Origin of the sequence: Lysinibacillus sp. NPDC097195 (genome assembly GCF_044762075.1) — a bacterium.
Classification (GTDB): Bacteria; Bacillota; Bacilli; order Bacillales_A; family Planococcaceae; genus Lysinibacillus.
This window is the reverse complement of sequence record NZ_JBIWDP010000001.1, coordinates 1,389,023-1,414,597: the sequence shown is the minus strand read 5'-3', so window position 1 is coordinate 1,414,597 and position 25,575 is coordinate 1,389,023. Positions and strand designations below refer to the sequence as shown.

Annotated in this window: 24 protein-coding genes; 21 read left to right on the top strand and 3 right to left on the bottom strand. The window is 37.8% G+C overall.

The window, feature by feature from the left end; all coding sequences use genetic code 11:
- The first annotated feature begins 103 nt into the window (after positions 1-103).
- The 10 genes from ACIQXI_RS07290 to ACIQXI_RS07245 all read left to right on the top strand — a co-directional run bounded on the left by ACIQXI_RS07290 (position 104) and on the right by ACIQXI_RS07245 (position 10,205).
- Positions 104-841 carry a M15 family metallopeptidase gene (locus ACIQXI_RS07290; RefSeq protein ID WP_402923019.1) on the top strand — a complete coding sequence of 246 codons (738 nt, stop codon included), beginning with the start codon at positions 104-106 and terminating at the stop codon, positions 839-841.
- Positions 838-1,632 (top strand): M55 family metallopeptidase, encoded by a 795-nt coding sequence (locus tag ACIQXI_RS07285; RefSeq protein WP_402923017.1) that lies wholly within the window; start codon positions 838-840, stop codon positions 1,630-1,632. The genes ACIQXI_RS07290 and ACIQXI_RS07285 overlap by 4 nt, the downstream gene beginning before the upstream one ends.
- A gap of 150 nt (positions 1,633-1,782) precedes the next feature.
- A complete protein-coding gene (locus tag ACIQXI_RS07280) occupies positions 1,783-3,609 on the top strand; it encodes a peptide ABC transporter substrate-binding protein (RefSeq protein ID WP_402923015.1) in 1,827 nt (608 codons plus the stop codon).
- Positions 3,610-3,744: 135 nt separating this feature from the next.
- Positions 3,745-4,689 carry an ABC transporter permease gene (locus ACIQXI_RS07275; RefSeq protein WP_402923013.1) on the top strand — a complete coding sequence of 315 codons (945 nt, stop codon included), beginning with the start codon at positions 3,745-3,747 and terminating at the stop codon, positions 4,687-4,689.
- Entirely contained in the window at positions 4,689-5,663 is a 975-nt protein-coding gene (locus tag ACIQXI_RS07270; RefSeq protein ID WP_402923011.1) for an ABC transporter permease, read from the top strand. The genes ACIQXI_RS07275 and ACIQXI_RS07270 overlap by 1 nt, the downstream gene beginning before the upstream one ends.
- 12 nt (positions 5,664-5,675) lie before the next feature.
- Positions 5,676-6,737, top strand: a complete 1,062-nt coding sequence (locus ACIQXI_RS07265; RefSeq protein ID WP_402923010.1) for an ABC transporter ATP-binding protein — start codon at positions 5,676-5,678, stop codon at positions 6,735-6,737.
- On the top strand, positions 6,727-7,674 hold the full coding sequence (locus ACIQXI_RS07260; protein WP_402925698.1) for an ATP-binding cassette domain-containing protein: 948 nt from the start codon (positions 6,727-6,729) through the stop codon (positions 7,672-7,674). The genes ACIQXI_RS07265 and ACIQXI_RS07260 overlap by 11 nt, the downstream gene beginning before the upstream one ends.
- Entirely contained in the window at positions 7,671-8,600 is a 930-nt protein-coding gene (locus ACIQXI_RS07255) for a S66 peptidase family protein (protein ID WP_402923008.1), read from the top strand. Before ACIQXI_RS07260 ends, ACIQXI_RS07255 begins: the two co-directional genes overlap by 4 nt.
- Before the next feature lie 7 nt (positions 8,601-8,607).
- Positions 8,608-9,393 (top strand): serine hydrolase, encoded by a 786-nt coding sequence (locus tag ACIQXI_RS07250; RefSeq protein ID WP_402923007.1) that lies wholly within the window; start codon positions 8,608-8,610, stop codon positions 9,391-9,393.
- A complete protein-coding gene (locus ACIQXI_RS07245) occupies positions 9,390-10,205 on the top strand; it encodes an NlpC/P60 family protein (RefSeq protein WP_402923005.1) in 816 nt (271 codons plus the stop codon). Before ACIQXI_RS07250 ends, ACIQXI_RS07245 begins: the two co-directional genes overlap by 4 nt.
- A 99-nt stretch (positions 10,206-10,304) precedes the next feature.
- Here ACIQXI_RS07245 and ACIQXI_RS07240 read toward each other — a convergent pair whose 3' ends face one another.
- Positions 10,305-11,063, bottom strand: coding sequence for a glucosaminidase domain-containing protein (locus ACIQXI_RS07240; RefSeq protein ID WP_402923004.1), 759 nt, complete (start codon positions 11,061-11,063; stop codon positions 10,305-10,307).
- A 359-nt stretch (positions 11,064-11,422) separates the two neighbouring features.
- Between ACIQXI_RS07240 and ACIQXI_RS07235 the strand changes: the two genes are divergently transcribed.
- From ACIQXI_RS07235 to ACIQXI_RS07195, 9 genes are all read left to right on the top strand, one after another.
- A complete protein-coding gene (locus ACIQXI_RS07235; protein WP_402923002.1) occupies positions 11,423-12,379 on the top strand; it encodes an ABC transporter ATP-binding protein in 957 nt (318 codons plus the stop codon).
- The gene (locus ACIQXI_RS07230) at positions 12,372-13,886 is read left to right on the top strand and encodes an ABC transporter permease/substrate-binding protein (protein ID WP_402923000.1); all 1,515 of its coding nucleotides are present in this window, start codon (positions 12,372-12,374) and stop codon (positions 13,884-13,886) included. Before ACIQXI_RS07235 ends, ACIQXI_RS07230 begins: the two co-directional genes overlap by 8 nt.
- Before the next feature lie 158 nt (positions 13,887-14,044).
- Positions 14,045-14,683, top strand: a complete 639-nt coding sequence (locus tag ACIQXI_RS07225) for a DUF2975 domain-containing protein (protein WP_402922998.1) — start codon at positions 14,045-14,047, stop codon at positions 14,681-14,683.
- Positions 14,684-14,695: 12 nt separating this feature from the next.
- Positions 14,696-14,932: a helix-turn-helix domain-containing protein gene (locus tag ACIQXI_RS07220; protein WP_402922996.1), complete on the top strand. Its 237-nt coding sequence runs from the start codon at positions 14,696-14,698 to the stop codon at positions 14,930-14,932.
- 383 nt (positions 14,933-15,315) lie between these two features.
- Entirely contained in the window at positions 15,316-15,855 is a 540-nt protein-coding gene (locus tag ACIQXI_RS07215; RefSeq protein WP_402922994.1) for a TetR/AcrR family transcriptional regulator, read from the top strand.
- On the top strand, positions 15,852-16,178 hold the full coding sequence (locus ACIQXI_RS07210) for a DMT family transporter (RefSeq protein WP_402922992.1): 327 nt from the start codon (positions 15,852-15,854) through the stop codon (positions 16,176-16,178). Before ACIQXI_RS07215 ends, ACIQXI_RS07210 begins: the two co-directional genes overlap by 4 nt.
- Positions 16,179-16,190: 12 nt before the next feature.
- Positions 16,191-16,526, top strand: coding sequence for a DMT family transporter (locus tag ACIQXI_RS07205; protein WP_402922990.1), 336 nt, complete (start codon positions 16,191-16,193; stop codon positions 16,524-16,526).
- Between the two features lie 245 nt (positions 16,527-16,771).
- Entirely contained in the window at positions 16,772-17,203 is a 432-nt protein-coding gene (locus ACIQXI_RS07200; protein WP_402922988.1) for a hypothetical protein, read from the top strand.
- Positions 17,204-17,317: 114 nt separating this feature from the next.
- On the top strand, positions 17,318-19,591 hold the full coding sequence (locus tag ACIQXI_RS07195) for a YheC/YheD family protein (RefSeq protein WP_402922986.1): 2,274 nt from the start codon (positions 17,318-17,320) through the stop codon (positions 19,589-19,591).
- Positions 19,592-19,705: 114 nt separating this feature from the next.
- Here ACIQXI_RS07195 and ACIQXI_RS07190 read toward each other — a convergent pair whose 3' ends face one another.
- Positions 19,706-20,911 carry an ATP-grasp domain-containing protein gene (locus ACIQXI_RS07190; RefSeq protein ID WP_402925695.1) on the bottom strand — a complete coding sequence of 402 codons (1,206 nt, stop codon included), beginning with the start codon at positions 20,909-20,911 and terminating at the stop codon, positions 19,706-19,708.
- Positions 20,912-21,062: 151 nt separating this feature from the next.
- Here ACIQXI_RS07190 and ACIQXI_RS07185 point away from each other — a divergent pair, with 151 nt between their 5' ends.
- Together ACIQXI_RS07185 and ACIQXI_RS07180 are read left to right on the top strand one after the other, a co-directional pair.
- On the top strand, positions 21,063-22,472 hold the full coding sequence (locus tag ACIQXI_RS07185; RefSeq protein ID WP_402922984.1) for a Mur ligase family protein: 1,410 nt from the start codon (positions 21,063-21,065) through the stop codon (positions 22,470-22,472).
- A 212-nt stretch (positions 22,473-22,684) separates the two neighbouring features.
- The gene (locus ACIQXI_RS07180; RefSeq protein WP_402922982.1) at positions 22,685-24,070 is read left to right on the top strand and encodes a UDP-N-acetylmuramoyl-tripeptide--D-alanyl-D-alanine ligase; all 1,386 of its coding nucleotides are present in this window, start codon (positions 22,685-22,687) and stop codon (positions 24,068-24,070) included.
- Positions 24,071-24,206: 136 nt separating this feature from the next.
- Here the strand turns inward: ACIQXI_RS07180 and ACIQXI_RS07175 are convergent, their stop codons facing one another.
- A complete protein-coding gene (locus tag ACIQXI_RS07175) occupies positions 24,207-25,139 on the bottom strand; it encodes a C40 family peptidase (RefSeq protein WP_402922980.1) in 933 nt (310 codons plus the stop codon).
- Positions 25,140-25,575 lie beyond the last annotated feature (436 nt).

Genomic DNA, 25,575 nt, shown 5'->3' with positions numbered 1-25,575 from the left:
TTCTTGTTTTAACTAGTCAACATTGATATGGTGTGATACTATTCAATGAAAATACTGAATAATCTAATAATTAAGGACGTTCTTTCTAGTGAGGTGGGTTAAGGTGCGTGAAAAGTTATCTAAGCCGATTGATGTCGTCCAAACGCCAATCAATCAATTAACTCCGAACATTCAAAAAAGTACGGAGCCATTAATTAAAATTGACAACCAACATCCAAGAATTTTTACGCAGCCAGTCTATTACCAACAACAAATTGCACATAGCTTACAATCGATTTATGTGCGCCAAAACGTTTTGGCGCTGTTACTGGATGCTTTAGTTTTATTGCCAGATTCATATAGTTTGATTTTATATGACGGCTTTAGGCCAATTGAGGTGCAACAGTATTTATTTCGTCATTTTGCTGAACAAATAACAAGGCAACAACCTGGATTCACAAAGGATACTATTTTTAACGAAACATTAAAATATGTCGCTTTTCCAAAGATAGGTCAAGAGCATCTTCTACCACATCTAACAGGCGGTGCGGTTGATATAACATTAGGTGATGTTAACGGCAAGGCACTTGATCTCGGAACTGCCTTTGATGAAATGAGTGCAAAATCAGCGACGTGTTATTTTGAACAGCACCCAGATGAAAATAAAGCAGCTCTAAATCATCGACGGCTTTTGTATCATTGTTTGACGACCGTAGGTTTTACGAATTATGCGGAGGAATGGTGGCATTATGACTTTCACAATATTGCTTGGGCAAGAAGAGTTAACGCTAACGAAGCTAAATACGGTGCTATTGAGGCAAACGTTAAAAACCATTTGATAAAGGAGTATCGATATTTATGAAAGTGTATATTAGTGCAGACATTGAAGGTATTACAGGCACAACAGCATGGAGCGAGACAGAGCTGAATTCTCCTGAATATTCTTTTTTTCAAAAGCAGATGACACAAGAAGTTGAGGCGGCCATTGAAGGGGCTATGTTAGGTGGTGCAACGGAAATTTTACTAAAAGATGCGCATGACTCAGCGCGAAATCTAGATATTTCGAACTTGCCCATCAATTGTAAAGTGATTCGTGGCTGGACATATGACCCGATGTGTATGGTAGCGGGTCTTGATCATCGCTTTGATCGGGCTATTTTTATTGGCTATCACAGTAAAGGTGGAAGCGAACGCAATCCATTGGCACACACACTAAGTACTACTTCTGATATTAAAATAAACGGCGAATATGCAAGTGAATTTCTTATTAATACGTACGCTGCTGCATTACACGGTGTGCCAGTGTCATTTGTTAGTGGAGATGTAGGATTAACAGAAGAGATTCAAGCAATCAATCCTTTCATCGTAACATTTGCTACTAAGGAAGGAGTAGGCAATGCCACGATTAATGTCAGTCCTCAATTGGCTATTGCCGAAACAAAGCGACTTGTTGAAGCATCGATGAAAGTATCTCGCAACGATTTACAGGTGACATTGCCTGAGCGTTTTGTAGTAGAAATTATTTACCGAGACCATACTCGTGCCTACCGGAATTCATTTTATCCGAATGCAACATTTAAACCGCATAACACGGTTGAATTTGTTACCGATGATTATTTTGAAGTACTTCGTATATTACAGTTCTTAACATAAGAATAGACTATAGGTGAATGGATAACAGCTGAAGTGCAAGCCATTGTAACAATACCAAGTTTAAGTAAGGAACAGGCTATTGCAAGTGGTTCCCTCGGGACCGTTGCAATAGCATGTTTAAGATAATAAAAGCTTAGGGGGATGCTCAATATGAAAAAGAAGTGGTTTCTTTTAGTATGTCTAGTCGCCTTATTGTGTGCAGCCTGTAGTGATGATGCTTCGGATGACAAAAAATCCGAGTACCGTGTCGTTTATTCAGGGGAGATAAAAACATTAAATTATTTAAAAACATCTGAAACAAATGAATTTGCAGTAGCGGCAAATTTAGTGGACGGGCTCATCGAATATAATCAGTATGGTGTCGTTCAACCAGGTATTGCACAAGAATGGTCATCCAATGAGGACGCAACTGTATGGACTTTTAAGCTTCGGGATGATGTGAAATGGGTTACTCATGATGGCAAGGAATATGCAGATGTAGTGGCACAAGACTTTGTCGATGGCTTACAGTATGTGCTTGATGCAAAAAATGAATCTTCGACCGTTTGGAGTGCAACTGTTGTAAAAAATGGTGAGGCATTCTATAACGGGGAGATAACGGATTTTTCTAAGGTAGGCATTAAAGCGATTGATAAACAGACAGTGGAATATACGCTTGAGGCGCCAACACCTTATTTCCTGTCGATGTTGAACTATGTCTGCTTCTTCCCGGTAAATGGTAAGTTTTTAACTGAAACAGGTGAGAAGTTCGGCACAACACGTGAAAATTTCCTTTATAACGGTGCCTATATTTTAGATAAATTTGAGCCGCAAAATGAGCGCGTGCTAGTGAAAAATGACACGTATTGGGATAAAGATAACGTGCTGATTGAGCGAATTCGTTATAAATATAACAAAGAAGCGGCAACAGTCGCACCAGAGTTATTTTTACGTGGCGAAGTAGATACAGCGGAAATTCCAACTTCCATTATTGATGAATGGTTTAATGATGAGAAGAAAAAATCGCAAGTGCGTCAAACGCAAAATAATTTTTATTCCTATTTCTATGCGTTAAACTTTAATCCTCAATTTGACGCAGAATATGAACCAGATAATTGGAAGGTTGCTGTTAATAATAAAGATTTTAGGAAATCGCTATTCCATGCACTTGATCGTGTATCTGCGATGTTAACAGTCGAACCATATAATCCTCAAGATTTGCTAAGCAATACAATTACACCGAAAAACTTTGTCGATGTGGACGGGGTTGACTATACACAACTAGAGCCGCTAGCTGCCATGACAAACAATGATTCCTTTAATAAAGATTTAGCATTACAGTTCAAAGCCAAAGCTATGACTACACTGGAAGGGAAAGCGACCTTCCCGGTAAAGGTTTTAATGCCATACAACTCAGGTATGCCAGATTGGGCAAATCGTACACAAGTTATTGAACAACAAATTGAAAAATTATTAGGAGCGGACTATGTGGATATTATCGTAGAAGCAGGTCCATCCACAGGCTTTTTATCAGAAGTTCGACGTCCTGGTAAATTTGCAATGATTGAAGCAAACTGGGGTCCGGATTATGCAGATCCTTCCACGTATACAGAACCATTTAGTGTGGATGGCACATACAATAAGCCTGAATTAGCAGAAGGCTATACAGAAGCAAATGGCAAAACAACCTATTTGAATTTACTGGATAAGGCAAAGGCTACAATCGATACGGCACAACGCTATAATCTATTTGCACAAGCTGAAGCTTTTCTTATTGAAGAAGCATTTGTCATTCCATATTCAGTAGGTGGTAGCGGCTATGTTGCTTCAAAATTAAATCCATTTGAAGCGCAATATTCGCCATTTGGTGTCACAGCAGAGAAGTTTAAAGGGCAAAAAGTATTAGAAAAACCAATGAGTAATGACGAATTTAAGGCTGCTTTGGCACAGTGGGAGCAGGAACGAGCAGAGGCATTAACCAATGCCACAAAAAAATAAAGTGGAATAATCATTGCCAAGCTTCAATCAGTAGGCAACTAGTGGTGATTTTTCGATACGAGGAGATGACCGAAAATGCTGATTCGGCATCTCCTTTGTACTTATACAGCGATTTCATGAAGGGAGGACGCTTGTATGTTGTGGTATGTAGGGAAGCGTTTATTACAATCTGTTATTACATTGTTTATTATTATCACAATCGTGTTCTCGTTACTACGATTAATGCCTGAAGAAGGCTATTTAGGAGCAGCGGCAGAGAAAATGTCACCAACTCAAAAGGAAGTATATTTAACGAGTTTAGGGTTACGAGATCCATTGCCAGTGCAATTAGGGAATTTTTATGCGGATTTATTGCGTGGTGATTTGGGCAAATCCGTTACATATCGTACGGATGTGCCAGTTGTGACCATTATTGCTGATAAAATATCGTATTCTTTGTTATTTGGATTAGGTGCTGTAGTCTTATCGCTTTTAATTGGGGTGCCACTTGGTATTTTAATGGCGCATATGAAGGGGCGCTGGCTGGATCGACTGGGGACTGGCTACATTGTTTTTGTTGTAGCCGTACCAGCAGCAGTGTATTACTTAGTTATTCAAATGTATATTACTGATATTTTCCATCTACCAATGCTCTTTGATGAATATAGACCGATTACTTGGCTATTACCGCTTACTTCGATGGCGTTAGCACCGACTGCTTCTTATGCGATGTGGATGCGTCGCTATATGGTCGATGAACTAAACAAAGATTATATAAAACTTGCACGCGCAAAAGGAGTCAAAGAGCGTACATTGATGTTTAGTCATGTATTGCGTAATGCTTTTATTCCAATGGCGCAGTATTTGCCGGCCACCATCCTTTTTACCATTACGGGCTCTATTTATATTGAATCCTTGTATTCTATTCCTGGCATGGGTGGCTTACTTGTGGATGCGATTCAGCGACAGGATAATACCATTGTCCAAGGTTTAGTGCTGGTCTTTTCGTCACTTGGCATTATCGGATTGATTTTAGGGGATATCGCCATGGCGCTCGTTGATCCACGCATTAAATTAGGGAAAGGGGAAAGTGTGCGCTAATGAGTCTTTATACAGATGAAATCGATAATATTTCAGACAAGTCTCGTGCAGAGCTTTTTGAATTTTTTGAAGGGACGGATCGTCAAGCCGAAGCAATCGCATATTCTAATTATTCTTATTGGCGCTCTACTTGGCAATCTTTCTTGAAAAATCGCATGGCGGTGCTGTTGTTAGCGCTCGTTTTCATCATCGTAGCATTCACGATTTTCCAGCCCTATTTGCCTGCGCAAAAATCACCAAATGAAATTTATCTCGATGATCAAACGGGATTACAAGCCCGCAACATAGCCCCTAACGCTGAATTTTGGTTTGGTACAAACTCCATTGGTCAAGATTTATGGTCGCGTATTTGGGCTGGCACGAGAACATCATTAATGATTGGTTGTGTAGTCGCGTTAGTAGAAGCAGTTGTAGGAATCACGATCGGTACACTGTGGGGTTTTTCTCGTAAGTTAGAAATGCCGATTACTCAGCTTTATAATGTCGTAGATAATATCCCAACAACGATTGTTCTTATTCTCATGTCCTATATATTACGCCCTAGCATTTCGACCATTATTATCGCCATGTGTATTACGGGTTGGGTAGAAATGGCACGTTTTATTCGTAATCAAATTGTGATTTTACGGGATCGCGAATATAATTTAGCCTCTAAATGTTTGGGTACCCCAGACTACCGAATTATCCTAAAAAATCTTTTGCCATATTTAATATCTGTCATCATGCTTCGGATGTCTTTAGCGATTCCATTTGCCATTGGCGCAGAAGTGTTTTTAACATATATCGGCTTAGGGCTACCAATTAGTGAGCCATCCTTAGGGAATTTAATTAATGAAGGTCGAGTGCTGATGATGTCGCCGGATTTAAGGTATCAGTTAATTTTCCCAAGTATTGTACTAAGTGTTATTACAATCGCATTTTATATTATTGGTAATGCATTTGCAGATGCAGCAGATCCAAAAAATCATGTGTAAAGGGGGATGAAGATGGTCGTGAAAAAAGCTATATCCCGTATTTTGACAGTTCACAACTTGGTCATTCAATTTACACTACGGGGTCAAAAACTAACAGCAATTCGAGGCATCTCGCTTGAGCTTTACCAAGGTGAAAGCCTTGCCATTGTGGGAGAATCAGGGTCAGGGAAATCAGTGTTGATGAAATCCATTATGGGCTTGCTCGATAAAAACGGTACGATCAAGCAAGGACAAATAGTTTATAACGATATGGATTTAGCCCAGTTTACAACAGAACAACAATGGTTGAGTATCCGTGGGAAAGAGATTGCTATTGTTACGCAAGATCCGATGACTTCGTTGAATCCATTAAAAACAATCGGCAAGCAAATTGAGGAGTGTGTCGTGTTACATCAAGGGCTAAAGGGCAAAACCGCCTATCAAGAAACATTAAAATTATTAACGGATGTCGGTATTGATAATGTAGAGAAGCGCTATAAGCAATATCCTCATGAGTTTTCAGGAGGTATGCGTCAACGTATCGTTATTGCCATTGCCCTTGCTTGTAAACCGAAAATTTTAATTTGTGATGAGCCAACGACAGCACTTGATGTAACCATTCAAGCACAAATTTTACAACTCTTAAAAACACTTCAGCAAAAATATGGCTTAACAACCGTTTATATTACACATGATTTAGGGGTTGTTGCAAAAGTAGCAGATCGTGTCGCCGTCATGTATGCAGGGGATGTAATTGAAGTCGGCAGTACACATGAAGTATTTTTTAATGCGAAGCATCCGTATACATGGGCACTGCTGTCGTCCTTGCCACAGCTCGGGTCAAAAGGGCAACAGCTCTTTGCTATTAAAGGTACTCCGCCTAATCTTTTTAAAGAAATCAAAGGAGATGCGTTTGCCCCGCGCAATCAATTTGCTTTAAAGATAGATTATGAGTTACGCCCTCCCTTTTTTCAAGTCAGTGAGACACACTATGCACGGACATGGTTACTCGATCCACGTGCTCCAAAAGTAGAGCCACCTGCAGCACTGCAAACTTTTTTTGAAGAAGGGAGATTGTATGCCAATGAGCCATAAAGAAGTATTAGTAGAAGTAAAAAACTTGAACATTACTTTTGGCAAAGGGAAAAACAAATTTGTAGCGATTAACAATGTGAACTTCGAAATTTATAAAGGAGAAACTTTTGGCTTAGTTGGTGAATCAGGTTCGGGTAAAACGACCATAGGACGTGCTATCATGCGCATCAACGAAGTAACGGGTGGTCAAATTTTGTATCATGGCAAGAAAATCAACGGAAAAATTACTAAAGATTGGGACCGTGAAATTACGCAAAAAATTCAAATGATCTTTCAAGACCCTATGGCATCCTTAAATGAACGCGCTAAGGTTGACTATATTATTTCAGAAGGTCTTATTAATACAAAAAATTTCCATGATGAAGCAGACCGTCAGCGGAAAGTTCGCCATGCGCTGTTAAATGTTGGATTATTACCCGAGTTTGCTAGCCGTTTTCCACATGAATTTTCTGGCGGACAACGTCAGCGCATTGGCATTGCGCGTTCATTAGTAATGGAGCCTGAATTTATTATTGCGGATGAGCCGATTTCTGCGTTAGACGTGTCGATTCGAGCGCAAGTGTTAAATTTGCTATCCAATATACAAAAAAAAAATAACTTAACTTATTTATTTATTGCGCATGATTTATCGATTGTGCGATTTATTACAGATCGTACTGCAGTAATTTACAAAGGGCAAATTGTTGAATTAGCTGAAACGGAAACGCTTTTTAGCAATCCTATCCATCCTTATACAAGGGCGTTATTGTCGGCTGTCCCTGAACCAAATCCGTATAAGGAGCGCCAGAAGGTTGTGGAAATATATAACCCATTACAACATCGTTATGAAAGCGCACCCCCTGCATTTGTGGAAATAGAGCAAGGGCATTTTGTATTGGCTAATGAAGAGGAAGTTGCTAATTATCGGACAGCACAACAAGTGGAGGTGAACGAATGATTCGACCGAAAGCTTTGGCACAAGGAGATACTATCGGGCTTATAAGTGCGTCAGGTGCTATGCCACCAGAAAAGCTTAACGCTGCAATCGCCAGTATAGAAAAGCTCGGATTTAACGTTATGGTAGGCGAGACATGTCGTGCAAGGCATGGTTATTTAGCTGGTTCAGATGAACTGCGTGCGCAAGAGGTGAATGACATGTTCCGTAATCCACAAGTAGATGGAATCTTCTGTATACGAGGAGGCTACGGAGCAACGAAGATTTTGCCTAAACTTGATTTTGACATGATACAAGCGAATCCAAAGGTATTTGCAGGCTATAGCGATGTGACGGCATTACATATTGCCTTTAATCAAAAATGTAAGTTTGTCACATATCATACGCCAATGCCTTCCACCGAATTTATTACGCAAAACATGGATCAATATACGTGGGATTCCTTTTGCAAGCAGGTGATGGCAACAGATAACAACGACTTACTACTCAATCCTCCACAGCAACCTATGACAACACTCGTAACAGGTAAAGCAACAGGACAATTAATAGGAGGCAATTTAACATTAATCACAGCATCTCTTGGCACTCCATATGAAATTGACACGAAAGGTAAGATTTTATTTTTAGAAGATATTGATGAGAGCGAGCAACGTGTTGACCGCATGCTAACACAGTTAAAACTAGCAGGAAAGCTTGATGATGCTGCAGGGTTACTACTAGGGGCATGGACAAATTGCGGGCCAGAAAATCCACAGCATCCAGAACGTAGCCTTTCATTGAAGACAATTTTTGAGGAAATTTTAATACCATTGCAGAAACCAATTTTAATGGATCTTGCCTGTGGCCACTGTTTACCAACGATGTCTCTACCTTTAGGTCGAACAATAATCGTCCACGCAGAAACGAAAAAAATTAAAGTCGTAGGGTAGGTGCACTATGCAACAGACAATTCAACGAATCATCCAAAACGCTCCATACAAAGTGCATATGTTTGTGAAAGACTTTAAGACGAATCAGTTCATCGTAAAAGAACGCTTAGATGAGCCATTTTCTAGTGCAAGCCTCATTAAAGTACCTATACTAGTTGCTGTGTTAGATACTATTGAACATTGCAATACGTCATTACACCAAGAATTGACGATAAGACCTGAGGACTGGGTTGACTTTAGCGTACTTAGTGAACAACGAATCACAACAAGTACAATTTATGAGCTTTTAGTATGGATGATTACGACAAGTGACAATACAGCGACTAATGTCTTCATCGATATGATCGGGATGAAAGCGCTCAATAGTTGTTTTCGAAAAATGGGGCTGACAGGTACACTTATACAACGAAAAATGATGGATATTGAGCGACTAGGACAAGGTATAGATAATGTGACAACTGCACGAGATATGGCACACCTTTTCAGCCAAATTTATGAACAAACTATCCTAACACCGCCGCTAAGTCAGCTTGTTATTGAGATATTGTGCAGACAGCGCTTTCATGACTGCTTACGACGTTATATAGTCGACGATATAAAAATAGCCCATAAAACAGGTAGTCTTGATAGTGTTGACCATGATGTAGGGATACTTTACAATAACGTGCACGATTATGGTATAGGTGTATTTATTACAGAGGTTAACGAAAATGATAGCGCCCGCCAATTAATCGGCCATCTTTCAAAGATTGTTTATGACAATAGACTACAATTAAAAGGAGAGGTGACATGAATGCAATTGTAACCGCGATGATTGCCAATCTCCATGCAGCACCAAATCATACTTCTGAATTGATTGATGAAGTGCTTTACGGGATGCCTGTCCATCTATTACAAGAGCTTGATAATGATTGGGTGCGTGTTCGAACAGCCTATCGTTATGAAGGCTACTGTCAGAGAAAACAGTTGCTGATAGATGCAAGTACAACAAATGCTTGGGTATTAAATGCCCAACATGTTATTGGTCAGCGTTTTGCAGATATTTTACAGCAACCTAACATTCAAAGCTCAAAAATCATGACATTGGTGCAAGGTTCCATTGTACAAAACATTGTGCTGGATAACACAGTCAATACCCAATGGGCAGCTGTTCAATTAGCTTCGGGTGAGATTGGCTATTTACGTCAACAATGGCTTCACCAAAAAGTTACAGAAAATAGTCTTGCAGAAGCTTTGTTCCGAGAAAATGTTGTGAAAACCGCGCTTAGTTATTTGGCAACCCCATATCGTTGGGGAGGGAAGTCGCCATTAGGTATTGATTGCTCAGGCTTGTGTTCCATGGCCTATATGCTAAATGGTGTAACCATTTTCCGTGATGCAAAAATTGTAGCTGGTTTTCCAATAAAGAAAATAGCCTTTGAGCGTATGCAAAAAGGAGATTTATTATTTTTCCCTGGTCATGTTGCCATGTTTATAGGCCAAACACTTTATGTCCATTCATCACTCGATGGCAATGAGGTCAATATCAATAGCCTCGATGAACAACATCCTTTATATCGAAAAGATTTAGCAACGGCTATTTCAGCCATTGGAAGCATATTTTAAGCTAGCTTAAAATTAAAACGAGGTATTCAACGGCTAACCCGTCGAATACCTCGCTTGTTTGCATAGCTGTTACGCTTCCTTTATGTAGCGTTTGCATGTTTAATATTGATAAATATTTAACTGTTGACCCGCTTCAATGGCATCCGAACGTAGTTGGTTCCATTGCTTAATGGATGTGACCTTAACATTATGCAACTGGGCAATATGCGTTAGCGAATCACCATCTGCCACAGTAATCGTTTTTTTATTTTTCACAGGGTTGTCGTATTGTTGTAAGTCGTACTTGACTATTAATTGATTCAGCTTTTCATTGTATGTGGAATCCGTTGCGTAGGACCCTGTTAAAAATTTTGTCGCATCTACATAGGATTTTGTATTACTTTTGAAAACACCCGTATAGAAGTTTTTATTCCAAGATACACCGTTGCGCAGTAAATTGGCATAGTCCTTCATGGATTCCTCATAGGAGGGATATTTGCGGAATTCAGCCATCACCGTCGTCAAATTACCGGCGCCATCATCCTCAACTGTTTCAAGTGTGACAGAATCGTTTTGATATTTGCCTTTCATACCGAATAAATTGTTATTCGGAGCGGAACCAAGACCGCTCTGGCCCTGCTTGCTCTCTAAAATGGCTTGTGCAATCATGACAGAAGCGTATAAGTCATATTCAGCACCGAGCTGTCTCGCTGTTTCAGCTATAGAGCCAATAAATTCTTCTACACTTGGGCCTTCATCTACATATGGTTGTACCGCTGTGTCTGTAGGCTTAAATAACTGAACCAACATATACGAACAAATACAGAAAACAAAAGCTATGATAATCATTGCAATGAATAGTTGTTTTATTAATCTCATAGTATTTATCGATGTTGAGTCATTTGCAACACCTTCCTCCTTCCTTTAGCTTTCAAAATAGTGGTCACGCTAAAAATTGTAAAACAAGTAGATAAATAATGGCATCTTTTTTTCTTAAAAATCCTCATTAATAGAACGAATATCATAAGAAAAAGTTTCATTATGGACGCTCACATCTATAAATATCATAAAGGGATAATTAAATAAATATAGAAATATATGTAATGGGAATTAGTTCTTTTTCTGCCATAGTAGTTTATCATCTTCAACTTGTGGAAAGATATAGTGGTGAGGTACAACAATAACATGACAATCGGCCAAAATTACTGAGAACTTTTCAACAATAAGGAGCTTAGACGATGATTGCATTTGAGAATGTTTCGAAAAGATATGATAACAACCAAGTGGCAGTGAATGCCATCAATCTGGAAATACAGCGAGGAGAATTTTTTGTCATCATAGGGCCTAGTGGGTGTGGAAAAACGACGTTACTAAAAATGATTAATCGCTTAATTCCTTTAACGGAAGGTACAATTCGCATTAATGGTCAACGGATTAGTGATTATAACATTCATGAACTACGATGGAATATTGGCTATGTGCTGCAACAAATTGCACTTTTTCCGCACATGACCATTGCAGAAAATATAGCAGTTGTGCCCGAAATGAAAAAATGGACTGCGTCGCAAATTCAGCAACGCGTTCAGGAATTATTAAAAATGGTAGGGCTGGAACCGGATACATATAGTCAGCGTAAACCAAAAGAATTGTCTGGTGGAGAACAGCAACGGGTGGGGGTTGTTCGTGCGTTAGCGGCAGATCCTGAAATTATTTTAATGGATGAACCTTTTAGTGCGCTCGATCCAATTAGTCGTACAAAATTACAAGATGACTTGCTGGAGCTACAACGAGCGATACAAAAAACCATTGTCTTTGTGTCGCATGATATGCAAGAAGCGTTGAAGTTAGGGGATCGCATTTGTGTGATGAAAGATGGGGAAATAGTACAAATCGGTACGCCGCAAGACATTACTCAACATCCAGTCAATGACTTTGTCCAACAATTTATTGGGTTAAAGGAGCATCCTACGAATGTTTTTAAAATTCAACAAGTTATAGAACCATTTGTTGAAGAACAGCATCAACATTTTATTCAATATAGTGTGACAGCGCATGCCTCCTTACCTTCTATTTTACAACAATTAGCTCACCATGAATGTGTTGTAGTCAAAGAAGAAACAAAGATCATCGGTATTATTACTAGGCAATCGATGTTACAGTTTTTAGCTGCTGAGCGAGGTGATGGACATGACTAATTTATTGGATGTTTTCATCGAACGCAAAGGCCAGCTTATGGCATCATTAATAGAGCATATGCAAATTTCTTTTATTGCGTTATTTTTTGCTGTGATCATTGCGATACCGCTTGGCATCTATTTGACGAATAAAAAGAACATAGCGGAAAGTATTATTGGAATTAGTGCAGTTTTACAAACAATTCCTTCACTTGCTTTATTAGGCTTGTTAATTCCGTTGCTTGGTATTGGGAAGATACCAGCCATTATTGCCCTTGTAGTCTATGCGTTACTGCCTATATTACGCAATACATATACAGGCATTAACGAAGTAGATCCATCATTAAAGGAAGCAGCGTTGGCAATGGGAATGAATACGACAAGAAGATTAGTGAAGGTGGAATTGCCACTTGCCATGCCTGTAATTATGGCGGGCATACGGACGGCAATGGTCTTAATCGTCGGCACAGCTACTTTAGCAGCATTAATTGGTGCAGGTGGATTAGGCGATATTATTCTACTTGGAATTGATCGCAATAATACAGCGCTGATTATTTTAGGTGCAGTCCCAGCCGCCATTTTAGCACTCGTTTTTGATTATCTATTGAAAAAACTAGAATCACTGTCCTTTAAAAAAACTGTTACCTTACTTAGTGCGATAAGTGTGGCGGCCATGTTGTTAATTACCATGCCATTTTTTACCTCCCATGACAAAAAGGACATCGTAATTGCTGGAAAACTCGGCTCTGAGCCCGAAATACTCATTAATATGTACAAATTATTGATTGAAAACGATACAGATTTACATGTGCAATTAAAACCAGGGCTAGGCAAGACATCCTTTGTCTTTAATGCACTAAAATCTGGTAGTATCGACATTTATCCGGAGTTTACAGGGACGGCAATCGCAGAGTTTTTAAAAGAACAAGCGGTGAATAATAACCAAGAAGATGTTTATCAACAGGCAAAAGATGGTATGTTAAAAAAATTCGATATGGTAATGCTTCAACCGATGCAATACAACAATACGTATGCAATAGCTGTTTCAAAGCAACTTGCTGAAACATATCATTTACAAACGATTTCAGATTTAAAAGCGATTCAGGATACAGTAAAAGCAGGGTTTACATTGGAATTTAACGATCGTGAAGATGGCTATGTAGGTATTCAAAAGCGGTATGGTCTAACTATTGCTTCCGTTATAACAATGGAACCGAAGTTAAGATATCAGGCGATTCAGTCCGGCGATATCGATTTATTAGATGCGTATTCAACAGATAGTGAGTTACGTCAATATGATTTGACTGTATTAGAAGATGATCAGCAACTATTCCCGCCTTATCAAGGCGCCCCATTGTTAAGAAAGGAAACACTTACTAAATACCCTGAACTTGAAAAGGTATTAGATAAGCTGGCCAATCAAATAACGGATGACGACATGCGTGAAATGAATTATCAAGTGAACGTGGAAGGCAAAAAAATAGAAGATGTAGCACGGTCATATTTAGAACAAGCAGGATTGCTGTAAAGAGGGAAGTAGCTGGAGGATCAATTTTTCCTTCAGCTTTTTTGTGTTATAAAAGATAGTTTATACTAATCAATAATTATTTAATGATAATCATTAAATAATTATTGAGAAGGGTGGAAACTGCTGTATAATAAATTTAGAGGAAGGAGATGGCATAAATGGAACATAATATTGAAAGTAAGGAATTTCAATTTTTAACAAAAGGGTTGCGAACGATTTTTTCAATTATCATGATTTTCTTTATTATTGTCCTTTTTGTAATGGGAGCATTAGTTATAGGGATGGCTTTTTTGTCTGAAAATACAGTCAATAATTTCCTAAATAACGCTAGTATTTCGACAGCCCTAACTATAGAAGGTATCGAAATTCAACTGACAAACATAGTAGCGAACAATATCATCTATGAAAAAATGCCCATGATATCTTTAATTGCCCTTGCTATGATTTATATAGGAATACTTTTATTTATCGTTTGGCAAATAAGAAATTTGTTAGGGAATTTAAGTATAGGTGTCATTTTTACGATGGCTAATAGTAAAAGAATAGAGCGAGTTGCTTATAGTGTAGTTGTGTTAAGCTTGACAATAGGGGCGTTTCGCACGTACATTGCCTATATAGTCATTCAACAACTGCAATTAAATACGCTTATCGCAGGTACAGAATGGATAACAGGGATTCAGTATCATTTTTCTAGTATTAATTGGACACTGCTATTTTGTGGTTTGGTAATTTGGGCGATAGCTAGAGTCTTCCGCTACGGTGGATTTTTACAAGAAGAATATGATGCGACAGCTTAGGGATGTGATGTAATGACAATTATTATACGGTTAGATCGAATGTTAGCTGACCGCAAAATGCAATTAAGTGAATTGGCAGAAAAGGTAGATGTATCGATTGTTAATCTATCCAATTTAAAAACAGGTAAAGTAAAAGCTGTACGCTTTTCTACCTTGAACGCTATATGTAAAGCATTAAATTGTCAGCCTGGCGATATTTTAGAGTACGTAGAAGAAGAACAAGAGGTAGCTGGGCAACACCTTAAATGAGGCAGCGTAAAATTTGTGTATATTACAATATTTTACAATTTTCTTAAATGAAGTTTTAGCTAATCACGCTTGTGCAATAATGATAAAGTAGAAGAAAATACTCCTTGTTGTTAGCAATTGTGCTGACTCCAGCTGGGACAGCACAAAGCTTAAGACGAGGGCATTGCACGCGTTGACGCGGGTTGCAGCTTACTGTGCTGAACGGAAAGAACTGTCGTGGACAGCAATGGCGTAGTAATAAAGTGTTAGATTGACGGTGACGCCAATCTAACACTTTTTCTATTTTGTTTTGTCCTTATTTGACCCTTGTTCATGGAGTTCGGTACAATAAAAAAGACCGTCCAGACGGTTTTTTTTATTGAGTTTCCTAAAGGAGAGGTACATTGTTATCGAAAACAGATTTAAAACGTGCTCATATTATTCAAACCGCCATTCATTATTTGAACGACCATGAGTTACATACATTAACGTTGGAAAAAGTTGCCCAGAAGGCAAGCATTAGTAAGGGCGGACTCCTCTATCATTTCAACACAAAGGATGAACTTTTTTTGGCCATTGCACAGACCATTATGGCTGAATTTATGGATTCTTTTGACGCATTATCGAAGTTGGAGCATGGTATTGGTAAACATACAAGGGGATTCATCTTAGCATCGCAGCAAGATTTTGAAGCAGGAGCTTGGATAAATATTGCGATTCAAATTAACCACCTTGACAATCATGCCATTTCAGTTGCCTACGAGCAATTACTAGAGAGTCTATTACATGATGGACTTGAGCCATCCATTGTCCATATGATTCGCTTAACAATTGATGGGTTATATTATTCAAAGTTGCTAAATATTGCACCAGTTTCTAAAGAAGTATCAGACAGCATTTTTCAACAATTATTGCAAATGACTAGAAAGGGTGAGGAAACTTGAAAGCTTTTGGTTTTTTATTGATTGCCATTGCTTCAGAAGTCTTTGCAAGTTCGATGTTGAAACAAACTGCTGGCTTTAAGCGACTTTTACCGACACTTGGTGTTGTTATAGGATATGGGTCAGCCTTTTACTTTTTATCGTTAACATTGCAGTCATTGCAGATTGGCACAGCCTATGCCATCTGGGCAGGTTTAGGGACAGCGTTAACGGCTGTTGTCGGTGTTGTATTTTATAAAGAAAATTTTAATGTTAAAAAGTTTGTCGGCATTTTATTGATAATTATCGGTGTAGTTGTTTTAAATCTAGCTGGCGGCAGTCATTAGGGGGGCGACACAATGAAAGGGTATTTATTTTTAGCGATTTCTATTGTCTTTGAAGTAATGGCGACAACAATGCTTAAGCTATCACAAGGCTTTACAGTTATCGGTCCATCCTTCGTCGTTGTATTTGGTTATGGCATTTCATTTTATAGCTTATCTATATGTTTAAAAACATTGCCATTAAGTTTAGCCTATGCTATTTGGTCAGGGGTAGGCACAGCTCTCACTGTTATTTTAGGCATTGTTATTTGGGGAGACATTTTTAATCTTTATACAGCCATTGGTATGTCATTGATTATTGGTGGTGTAGTAGTGCTCAATCAAGGCAATGAACATCAAGTACATGAGTAAAAATGCATTGTAGGGTAACGAAATAACGCTACTTCCCGGAAATTTCAATCTAATACTAAAAGGATGCTAGGTAGAGGCCTAACATCCTTTTTTTGTTAATTGTCAATATTTTTTAGAGGACCTTTTAAATGATGTCGTCATATTTCGATACTGTACATATTATAACAAGATAGGATAAATAAATAATGTACTATCGTCCGAGAAATAAATCATTGAGAAATGGAATAGGGAGGGGCTGGGGGACAATGGATGTTGAAAAAGGAAGGAAGCACTTTGTATGTGAAGCGCTAAGAGATATAAAAGCTGCTCAGGATGCGATTACAGAATTTCATTCAAAATATTATGGTCAGCTTCTTGTAAAAATAGTGGGTAGTGATACCATTCCCTTTTTTTTAATTACGCACAATGGCTCACATTTAAAATTAATAGACACGGTCAAACAATTTGAAACCGAGTATTTTCGGATAGAATCGGTTGATATAGCTCGCTGCCGAGGAACGATCTCATTATTACGCGCGTATGATTATGAGGGCAATGAAACGAATTCAATTGCTGATGTGGTGAGATTAGAAAGAACATCGACAGAAAAATCAATTGAGTTAGGCAGTATTTCGGCTATTCAACTTTTAAATCCCGATTTATTAAAAAAGAAATACATTATAGAGCCTAAATGGTAAGGAAGGAGTTTAGGGAAAACTACTAAAATAATTATAAAACTAGAGCATCTGTCCATATGCAAGTTGCGTTATCTGAATTTAATAGAAAGAATCTATAGAAAGGAAGATTAACGCATGACAATTATCGGAATGTTGCATCATCGTCTCGATCCTAAAACCGTTATTAAGTCATATGCATATGCAGCAGTTGCGAAAGCGGAAGGGATAGAGTTTTTTTACTTTACACCGAGAAAGGTTAATTTTGAAAACCGTACCATCAATGGGAAGGTATTAGAAGATGGACAATGGCAAGAAAGAGTGATGCCCTTTCCAGATGTCATTTATAATGCTGGAAGTCCTGAAAAATTAGCGGTATCAAAAGACATCATTGATAAATTAAAAAAAGAGATTCCGTTTACGACACATTCTATAGGGAATAAATGGAATGTTATGGAGCGTCTAAAAGAAGCGAAAGAGTTTGATAAATACATTATTCCTACAGAAATTGTAAAGAACATCGATGTTTTTCATAGTTATATTGCACATCATAAAAAAATCGTCTTTAAACCGATTGACGGTCGGAAGGGAAAAGGAATCTATTTTATCATAAAAGTAGGAGACAATTTTGAGGTAAAGCAAAATAGTGACGCACGTATGTATTCGAAGCCGCAGCTAAATGCATTAATACAAGAACTTCTTGCATCTGGAACATATATTATGCAACCTTATATTCAATCGAAAATGAAATCGGGCCAAGTGTATGACTTCCGTCTACACGTGCAAAAAGACGGGGAAGGCAAATGGGTAGTGACGACTGTCTATCCACGAATTGCGCCACATGGCTCGATTATTCCCAATATTAACAATGGCGGTTATACAAATTATTTAGATCCATTTTTAGAACAGGAATTTCAGGATGAAGCTTATAATATTCGACGGATGTTAGAACATTTCTCATTATCTTTAGCACGCCACTTAGATGACATTCAAATGACAAAGTTTGGAGAGGTCATTGATGAAATTGGCATAGACGTTGGGTTAGATGCTCAACAAAGAATTTGGATTTACGAAGTAAACTGGCGCCCTGGCTGTCCACCAGCCTTTTATTTAGAATTGGATGTCGTAATTCATTCGATTCGCTATGCTAAATACTTAGCCGAAAACAAACAATCTTTGAAAAAGGCAAAGCTTAAACAAAAAGCAAAACAGGTTGAGCCGCAAATGGAGCCAGCTGAAGTCAAAGCAAAACATGAACAGTCACAACCGAAGCCAGCTGAAATTAATGTGCAAGCGGTAGAACCACTAGCAAAGTATGTTGATAAGAAATTCAACATACCGATTATTGCGATTACTGGAAGTGCAGGAAAAACAACATCCAAAGCATTTTTAGGCTCTATTTTATCGAAAAAATGGAATGTTTTTGAGTCAAAAGATTATTGGAATACGACGGAACATACAAAAAAACATGCGGAAGAAATTAACGAATCACATCAAGCGGTCGTTCTTGAATATGGCATGGCCTATCCTGGAATTATTACAAATCACTGTAGCATCATCCAACCGAATATTAGTATTGTCACGAATATCGGTCTTGCCCATGTAGGGAACTTTGACGGGGATGTTCGACTCGTGGCGAAAGCTAAATCGGAATTAATTCAAGGTATGGACCAACAAGGGTTACTGATTTTAAATAAAGATGATGAAAATTCGAAATATTTATTAACCGACCAATTTAAAGGCACGATATTAACAACGGGTATTAAAACGGATGCCGATTACAGAGCATATGACATACAGTATAAAGAAACGGGCATGTCCTTTAAAATGAAACTCCAAGGACAAGAAATACAAATGTTTATTCCGATTTTAGGAGAACATCATGTATATAATGCCCTCAATGCGATTGCGGTTGCCGATACTTTAGGTTTTACACCACAAGAAATAAAAGCAGGATTACATTTTAAAAAACCACCACGAAGGCTGACAGTGTATAACTGTCGCGATCATATCACGGTCATAGATGATACAGTCCATTCCCATCCGCAAGGTGTAAGGGCGGCTCTTAATGTATTGACAAATGTTGCAAAGAAAAGGCGCGTAGCCATTATCGGTCAGATGCGAGAACTAGGCGATTTAAGAGAAGAAGAATATCGTAAATTGGGAGAATACATTGCTGAACAGGGGATTGATCTTTTAATTACTTACGGATTCCGTACAGAAGAAATAGGTGCTGCTGCAATTGCCAAAGGGATGAAACAAGCGAAAATACATCATTTTACGAACAAAGATCAACTACATGCCTTGCTAGAGAAAATTGTAGAGCCTGAGGATACGATTCTCGTAAAAGGTGCTAGTAAAACGAATATGTTTGAAACAGTGAAATTTTTAGATGAAACTTTCAAAGCCTAAATATGAAAAAACCGAGCAGCTGCCAATCTTAAAGGCGACTACTCGGTTTTTTGTAATAAATGATGTGTTCAATAGAGAAGCGGATGAAGCAGAAGAATGCGCATCCGCAAAAATTTACATTGTTTTTAATAAAAATTTAATTTCCTTAGCTGCCGTAATTGCATTATTTTTCGCTTGGGTTAATGATCTACCCTCGGCAATAACGTATGCATAACGATGTCCCATTGATAATGGCGGCGTTAAAAATGTCCCTTTTCTCGGTTTTACGTAAACATCTATAACACCAGGTGACCTTGTAGCCCTCGTTCTACCGACGACTCTTTCTAACACACCTTTACTTTCTACAATTACATATTTTGTGAAAATAAACTTTCGATGCCTTGGTGTAACATTTGGCTGTTCACCTAAAAATAATTTCAACGTTTCTTCTACTAAACTAAACCCGAACGCCGCCTGTAGCATATTATTCATTGCGCCGCCTGAAATTCTAGGATTGATTTCAATTAGCTTCCATCCGTTTGCTGTTAAACGAAGTTCAAGATGCAACGTGCCATTTTCAATATTAAACACATTGACGATTGAGTGAAGCACCTCTTCTATCCCTTTTTGAATATCTTGTGGTACTTCTGCAAGGACACCATAGCCTGTAATAATAAATCGCTTTCCTTGTGTTATCTCTTGTTCAATAATGCCGATTGTATGAACTTGTCGTCGATAGACCATTGCTTCAACTAAGTATTGTGGGCCATCAATATATTCCTCAATCATGATGGTTTCACCAGGATTTTTGTTTTGGAGAAATGTAAGATGTGCATCGAGTTGGTTTTTATCTGTCGCCATCAGTACGTCTTTTGAACCTGTAGATTTAGGAGATTTAACAATTAGCGGGAATAGCATATTATTTGTAAATGAATCATGCGGTCTTTTAAGAAAAAACTTAGGGGAATAAGGTTGATCTTTTAAGATATTCCTTGTTTTTTCTTTATCTTCCATCATTTCAATTGCTGTTGATGACGTATAGTTATGACAAAATTCATCACATAAAATAGAGGCAATATGAACAAATGGATCTACAAAACTAACAATTGATTTTATTTCTAAACCGGTATCAAGCAAATCATGAATTTCTTCTATCATATCTTCTATATTAGAAGTGTCAATGAGAATCATTTTATGAATATCAGGGTAGGCTTTTCTCTGTTGTAACTGTTTTTCATTGTGAGTAAACAGTATTGTAAAGTAACCCAATTTCTCTGCTGCTTTTATTGCTTCCCGACTAGACCCAGATTTGTTTGTACCGATAAATATAATTGCCTTCAGTATAATCACTCCTTCAATTGGCACTTGGATTATTAATATACATTTTATATATATGCTGTGAAATAGATTTCCTCTAGTTATGTATCATGTTTACATCCAAGCAACTTTTATGATGGTTCATATAATAGAAAAGAAAGGAGTGAGAAATGATATGAAGCCTCTATCGGTGAAGAATTTAACAGCGATTACTGCAGGTAAATTGGTGCAAGGGTCTGAGGAGGTGCTGATCCAGTATGGCGCATATCGACTAAAACAAGTGAAAAAACCGTATACGGCCCTTTTTACAAACAAGCGTATTGTAAACTGGAAAAGTCTTGAAGCGCTTTTGCCGTTAGTGCTTGTCACAGATTGGGTCTATAGTCAGCATGAAATTCCTCAAAATGTAATCATCATTCGAGTAGGGAATGCAGATGAGGCGTACTGGAAATTTGTTCATTATTATCGTAGCCAATTTGACATTCCCGTTATTGCCATTACCGGTACCTCTGGAAAAACTACCACAAAAGAAATGATTAAACACATTCTTTCCGCTGAAAAAGAAGTTGCTGCAACAATGTTAAGCAGTAATTCCAGAACAGCTTCATTGCAATATTTACTTAGTATTGACGATGAAACAGAAGTTGCTGTGTTTGAAACAGCAGTTGGGTCACCTGGAGATGTAAGTAAAGCCGGAGCGTATTTCAAGCCGACCATCGGCATTATTACCAATATAGGCGCACACCATTTAAATTACTGTAAAACGCTAGAAGGTTATATACAGGCAAAAGCTGAGATGGTTGAAATAGTAAAGCCAGATGGTGCTTTAATTCTTAATGCAGAAGATGCTAATATACAAAAAATTGATTTATCGAAATTTAAAGGACGTATTATATACATCGGCCAGCAAGCAACATGTGATTTTAAAGCAAGCCATATTCGTTATGTTGAAAATGGTATGCGCTTTAAAATGCATCATCAAAAGAAAAAATATGACGTCTTTGTCCCTGGATTTGGGGAGCATCAAGTATATAATGCACTTGCCGCTATGGCTGCCATTAGCGAGTTACATGTACCGATTTCCGTTGCGATTAAACAGTTAGCTTCCTTCAAAAAAGTGAAAAAGCAATTACAACTTTTTGAAGGAATTAATGACTCACTGTTAATAGATGATACTTGGAGTTTAACAACGACTTCATTAGAAGCTGCATTAAAAGTTCTAAATTCACTAGGCGAGGGCAAGAAAAAAGTAGCTGTTATTGGAACTATTACAGATTTAGGTTCCTGGGGTTATATCATCCATGAGCAAGCAGGAGAATTAATCCATCGTATTGGGGTAGATGTCCTCATTACCATTGGCGAGCATGCACGTATTATGGCGGATCAGGCAGTGAAGTTAGGATTTAGTAAACCTGTTTATACATTTAATAATAATATACTCGTCTATAAGTTATTACATGAAATAGTAGATGACGATACTATTGTGCTGATAAAAGGTGATATGTACAGTAAGCAAATTTCCCAACTGGCAGCGGATTTAAAAGTAAAATCAACGCTACCACCTGGAAAAGATACTAAGCAATAAAGGTCTTACTATTGCCATTGGATAAATACAGTGTCACAAGCAGTACTTTCATAATATTGTATAGTAATCTACTAGAAAGGAGCGCTCTGAATAAAAGATATAGCACGGCATCAAATACTAGTCATTACTAGATATGGGGTTAGATTGTACCTCTTAACCCAAACTTCTATAGAGCATATTTCATATTATATTGAGAGGGGGGAGGAATAAACGTGCAAAGTATAAGTGTAACTGTTATTCGAAAGTTACTACAGGCAGAGTTCGTAAGTGGTTCTGAGCAGTGGCTTGTCAAACACGCTATTTATTATAATCGACATGATTTGACCCAAAAAAATAGTCTTATGTTTGTCAATCGAAGTGAGATTATTAATTGGGAAGAAATCGATAAAAAGGGTCCATCCCTCGTTATTTCAGATAAGCCATTACATGAACTGAAACATGCACTAGCAAATACGACAGTCATTCGAGTAAAAAGTACATTACAAGCATACTGGAAGTTTATTGAGTACTACAGAGGACTATTTGACATACCGGTAGTTGCTTTAACTGGTACATGTGGAAAAACAACAACGAAAGAAATGATTAAACATATTGCGAGTAAAGACTGGAATGTGCAGGCATCTATTAGCAGTAAAAACGAACCTCGACAATCGTTACCTTATTTAACGGGCATCGATCATACAACAAAAGCAGCTGTATTTGAATTAGGTTTAGGAAATACAGGCAATATTAAACATCAATGTATGATCTACCAACCAACGATTGGTATCATTACAAATATCGGTGTGCATCATCTAGATGGATGTAAAAATCTCGAAGGTTATATTAAAGCGAAGTCCGAAATTTTAGAAGGCATTTCACCAGATGGCACGTTAATTATCAATGCAGATGATGAAAATACAAAAAAAGTTCCGTTGCATACGTTTAAAGGTAAAATGATTACCGTAGGGGTACATGGGAAAGCAGATTACAAAGCATCCAATATTCAATTTATCAACAATGGCATGAGGTTTACCCTTCAAGTATCTAATGATAAATATACAATATTTGTACCAGGGTATGGAGAACATCAAGTATATAATGCGTTAGCCGCTATTGCAGCTATAAAAGAAATGGGCCTGTCTATCCATCAAGCGATCGCTCGATTAAAAACGTTTAAACCGATGGCAAGGCATCTTGAATTTTCAACAGGTATCGGTGAAAGTACCATTGTAGATGATACGTGGACGAATAATCCAACATCGGTCGAAGCAGCCTTGAAAGTTTTAGATACTATAGGAAAAGATAAAAAAATAATCCTTATATTAGGTGATATAAAGCGATTGGGTCTTTTCGAAGAAAAGTATCATCGTGAGATTGGTTCGATGGTGGCTCAAAGGAATATTGATACGCTCATTACAATTGGAAAAAGGGCGGAAGATATCGCAGCCCAGGCAAAAAAAGATGGCACAAGCGCAGAGGTTCATATGTTTAAAGATGTAACAGGCATTCTGGAAATACTCCAACCGAAACTTGATAAAGATACGGTTGTTCTAATAAAGGGGCCAATGTCAAGTAAATCAATGATTGATTTCGCTAATAAATTAAAAGCCTTATAAAAGTTAATTATTATTGCAACCTACCATATATAACAAAACATAGCATACAAAGCGGTGAACGTCACTGCTCGTATGCTATGTTTTGCTTTATTAGATAACTTGTCTTAGTAATAATGAGGATTTGTGACCTTACACATTAAAAGACACGTTTTGCAGTTAAATAATGCTCTTTATAGTAATCTACAAATAGTACTCTAGTCGTAACGCCACTCGACATGGGAATAATGATGCGTTGATCGCCAGCATAGATGCCGACAAGAGAAGGATTTGCTGACCCTTTTACGCTATTAAAGAACACTAAGTCACCCTTTTTTAAATTAGCACGTGACACTGTTGTACCTTTAGCCATTAGTTGTTTTAAGTTAGTTGTACCAAGTTTTACACCGCTTTTACGGTAAACATATTCTACGAAACCTGGGGCAGTAAAACGTAAGCTTTGCTCATTAATCGTTGACCCTATCGTTGCTTTATTTTTATAAGTAAAGGCATTTTCTACAATTTTATCGCCTTTTGTTGCAGGATTAGCCGACAATAATGTTGGTAACACACGGCGTGCTCCTACATAGTTGTTTGTATAATAAGGCTTGCTACTCATATCTGAAATGACGATATTTTGCTTGGAATCCGCCATATGAATAATTTTGTTATTTCCAATGTACATACCTACATGATCAGGGTCAGTACCTGTTTTTTTACTTTTAAAGAAAACTAAATCGCCTTTTTGCAATTGGCTTTTCGCAACAGGTGTTCCTTGCTGAATCATATAGTTTTCATTATATGTCCCAAGATCTACACCATTCTTCTCAAAAATATACATAATGAATGAAGCACAAGAAAACTTGTATGGATATGTAGCCTTGTACACTGAATTACTATATGTCGCCTTACCAATTAAGCTTTTTCCTGTTTGAATTAGTTGATCTGCTTTTGCTGCAACCGCCGTGTCATTATGTTGGGCGTTTGTCGTTGCTGCCTCGACTTTGATTGGTTCAATGCTTGCTTGAACAATGCCGAATGAGCTAAAGCCTATCGTTAGTGCTAATGTAGTAGTTAAAAATTGTTTTTTCATGCTGTCTTTTACCTCCTGTCAGCGAGCAGTAAGTTTCTGTTTGCTTGCCACTGCGATAATCGTAGCATGAAAAAGTAGGGGTTCTGGGAGGTAATTGTTTCCACGGCTTGCGTTAACTTCAACTGAAACGTTGATATAACAGGCTTGAGCGCTTGAATTTACAGTTTCATTACAAATGTTTCAGTTTGTTAAATAATTGCTCTAAAGATTGAGCAATCAATGAATGATTTGCTATTGAAATAAAAATTATAGTGAAAAATAAATTATAGCGCATTGTAGAGAAAAAAACGTAGACATTATGCAAATAGAGAAATCAAAATAAGGATAAGTAATGATACAAAAATAACTTTATTAGTAGAACTGTACGGAGAAAAGCATGTATTGCCCACATTTTATTGCATTAAGGACAGCGATAAATACATAGTTCGAGTCATGG